Source organism: Streptomyces albidus (ex Kaewkla and Franco 2022) (assembly GCF_013870515.1).
Taxonomy (GTDB): Bacteria; Actinomycetota; Actinomycetes; order Streptomycetales; family Streptomycetaceae; genus Streptomyces; species Streptomyces albidus.
On the sequence record NZ_JACBXA010000421.1, the window covers coordinates 1 to 3,037 of the forward strand.

A 3,037-nucleotide genomic window follows, 5' to 3' on the forward strand; every position below is an offset into this window, starting at 1 on the left:
GACCGTCGCGGCCCTCGCCCATGAACACCGACAGGACGTGCGCGACGGACTCCCCCGTCGTCCTGGCGCGCACGCGTGCCATCTGTAACTGGTGCTCGGTGGGCCTGCGGCCGCTGCCGCTGCCGGAGTTGCCCTTCCCCAGGGGGACGCTCATGGCTTCCTCCCCACCGCCGAGTACAGCGTGGCGCTGCGGAGCACCTCTTGCTCCTCCGGGGAGAGTTCGGCTGTCTCTTCCGGCCGCCACTCGTGTGCCGCCGTCACGCCCGGCTCCAGCAACTCCATGCCGTCGAAGAAGAGTTCCACCTCGGCCTTGGAGCGCAGCTGAACCGTCGTGCCACCCGCGTCGTAGATCTTCTTGACTCCCTGCCAGGCCGCGGCGTCGAAGTCGCTGGTGCAGTGCGTCAGGACCAGGAAGCTGCCCGGTGCGAGCCGGTCGAGCAGGCCGCCGACTATGTCGTAGGGCTTGTTCTCGTCCGGGACGAAGTGGAGAAGAGCCACCAGCGAGAGAGCCACCGGCTTGTCCAGGTCGATGACCTCACGAAGCTGGGGGAGGTCGAGGATGGCGTCCTCGCGGACGTCTGCGTTGATGTACGCGGTACGGCCCTCGGGTGTGCTGCGCATCAGCACGTGGGCGTACTCCAGGACGGTGGCGTCGTGGTCGGCGTAGACGACGCGGGCGTCCGGCGCGACCTCCTGGGCGACCTGATGGAGGTTGGGCGAGGTGGGGATGCCGGTGCCGATGTCCACGAACTGCCGGATGCCGTACTCGGAGGCGAGGGTTCGCGTGGCCCGGTGCATGAAGCCGCGGTTGGTCTCCGCGGTGTGGCGGATCTGCGGGCAGACCGTCAGCACCTTCTCGGCGGCCTCCTCGTCGACGGGATACCAGTCCTTGCCGCCGAGGTAGTAGTCGTACATCCGGGCCGAGTGCGGCCTGCTGGTGTCGATCTCGGGCTTGCCGGACGTGGTCATCTGTCATCCCATTTCTGCCGTGTGGGGGCCGGCGGGGAAGCACACGGCGAGTAACTCCCCCGCCGGCCGGTCGGTGTGGTCTGTGGAGCCGGTGATGGTGCTGAGGGTGGACCGACGAGGTCGGTCCGGTCCGGCTCCGGCGGCTGGTCGTGCCGCTGGGCCGGTCCTGGCTTCAGCTGGTTCTTCGCGCGGTGCAGAGCCCGGGGGTCATTTGTCGAACTCCTTGCACAGATGCATCAGATACGTACGGGGGTCCGGCACGTGCTCGGCAGCCAGCAGCGAGACACGGGTGAGCGCCTCGAGGTGCGTGACCACGTCGGGCCGCTGGTCCAGGTAGACGGCACTGGTGAGCCCGACCTCGGTGTAGACGATGTCCTGCAACTCCCGTTCCCGGAAGCGGAAATAGGTCAGATGCCCGCCCGTCCCCGGGTGGGGGCCCGCCGCCAGCGGCACGATCCGCAGGGTGATGTTGGGCTGCTCCGAGGCTTCGATCAGCCGCTCCAACTGCCCCCGCATGACGACCGGGCCGCCCACGTCGCGCCTCAGCGCGGCCTCTTCCAGCACGACCCACAGCGTCGGCGCGTCCGGCGTCCCGAGCAGCGCCTGGCGTCGCAGCCGCAGGTCCACCCGGTGCTCCAGCGCTTCCTGCGACTCGTGCGGGAAGCCGGCGCGGATGACCGCCCGCGCGTAGTCCCGCGTCTGCAACAGCCCCGTCACGTAATGGGGTTCGTAGACGCGGATGACCTGCGCGTCGGTCTCCAGGCTCACGTAGGCGCGGAACCAGTCGGGCAGGGCGTCGCGGAAGGGATACCACCAGCCGGGCGCGTTGGCCTGCTCGGCCATCGAGATGAACTCGCCGATCTCGTCGTCCGAGACCCCGTAGAGCCGCAACAGCTCTTTGACGTAGGGGACTTTGAGACCGACCTGAGCGTTCTCCATCCGCCTGATCGTCAGGTGGTTGACCCGCAAGGCCTTGGCGGCGGCCTCGATGCGGACGCCCGAACCCTCCCGCAGCTCCTTGAGCCGTTTGCCGAGGATGATGCGCAGCACTGTAGGAGCGCTCGATCCACTCGGCAGTGTGTCGGTCACGCCCCACCTCCCGGAGGGTTCAGCAGTCGTCAGAGGTGGTAGTTCTTCACCGTCTGTGACAGTGACGGACAACGGACGCTCCGTCAACTCCGGTTGCCTTATTGCCTCTTCACTCTGAAATTATCAGAAGGAAGCTTGCGAGTTGAAGACCGCAGCACCCATAGTGACAACGTGCTCCCCTTGAGCGTGCCCCCCACGCACCGCCAGCCGCGCCCACCGTCCGACACCGGTACGGAGACCCATGCGCTCAGCCTGCCCGCCGAGGACGTCAGCGTCCCCCGGGCACGGCACGAACTCGACCGCTGGCTCCGCGAGCGGGGCGCCTCCTCCGAGTTACGTGAGCAAGCAGCCCTCGTCCTGTCGGAGTTGGCCACCAACGCGGTCACGCACACGAACAGCAGCTGGATCGTGTGCGCCGCCGCCTACTCCCCGTGCGGCGGGGTCCAGGTGGAGGTGCACGACGACGACAGCAGCTCCCACGTTCCCGAACGCCGCACCCCGACCGCCGAGAAGGAGTGCGGACGCGGGCTGTACATCGTCGAGGCTCTGGCGCAGCGATGGGGCGTGACGGCTTCCCCGGTCACTCAGGGGAACGCGGTCTGGGCACTGCTCCAGGCCTGAGTCTCGGTCGGGACCGCCGGCCCGCGGCCGCCGCCGCGGGCCGGCTGTTCGTCGTCCCGGCGGGCGGGCGGCTCTCAACCGGCCTCAGCGGCAGGCGCGCAGGGCCCGTACCAACGCGTGCGTGCGCGGGTCCGAGGTGACCGAGCGCTGCATCGCGGAGGTCACGTATGCGAAGGCCGTGCCCGACTCGGGGTCGGCGAAGGCCAGCGAGCCTCCCCGCCCGGGGTGGCCGAACGAGCCCGGGGAGAGCATCGGCGCGGACGGGCTGTGCAGCATGAACCCCAGTCCGAAACGGGAGTTGACCACGAGCACGCGGTCCGGTCCCGCGGACTCCTGTGAGCGTGCCTGCGTCAAGGTC

Annotated in this window: 4 protein-coding genes; 1 reads left to right on the plus strand and 3 read right to left on the minus strand. The window is 68.9% G+C overall.

Going from position 1 to position 3,037, the window contains the following annotated elements:
* Positions 1-150: 150 nt before the first annotated feature.
* Positions 151-969: an SAM-dependent methyltransferase gene (locus H5J26_RS29945; protein ID WP_181769098.1), complete on the minus strand. Its 819-nt coding sequence runs from the start codon at positions 967-969 to the stop codon at positions 151-153.
* A 207-nt stretch (positions 970-1,176) separates the two neighbouring features.
* A complete protein-coding gene (locus H5J26_RS29950; protein WP_181769099.1) occupies positions 1,177-2,058 on the minus strand; it encodes a helix-turn-helix domain-containing protein in 882 nt (293 codons plus the stop codon).
* 186 nt (positions 2,059-2,244) lie between these two features.
* On the opposite strand from H5J26_RS29950, the gene H5J26_RS29955 reads away from it, so the two are divergent.
* Complete coding sequence (locus H5J26_RS29955) at positions 2,245-2,679, plus strand: ATP-binding protein (RefSeq protein WP_309238117.1); 435 nt, start codon at positions 2,245-2,247, stop codon at positions 2,677-2,679.
* An 84-nt stretch (positions 2,680-2,763) separates the two neighbouring features.
* Here the strand turns inward: H5J26_RS29955 and H5J26_RS29960 are convergent.
* Positions 2,764-3,037, minus strand: a 274-nt coding sequence (locus tag H5J26_RS29960; protein ID WP_181769101.1) for a serine hydrolase, incomplete at its 5' end; no start/stop codon positions are given.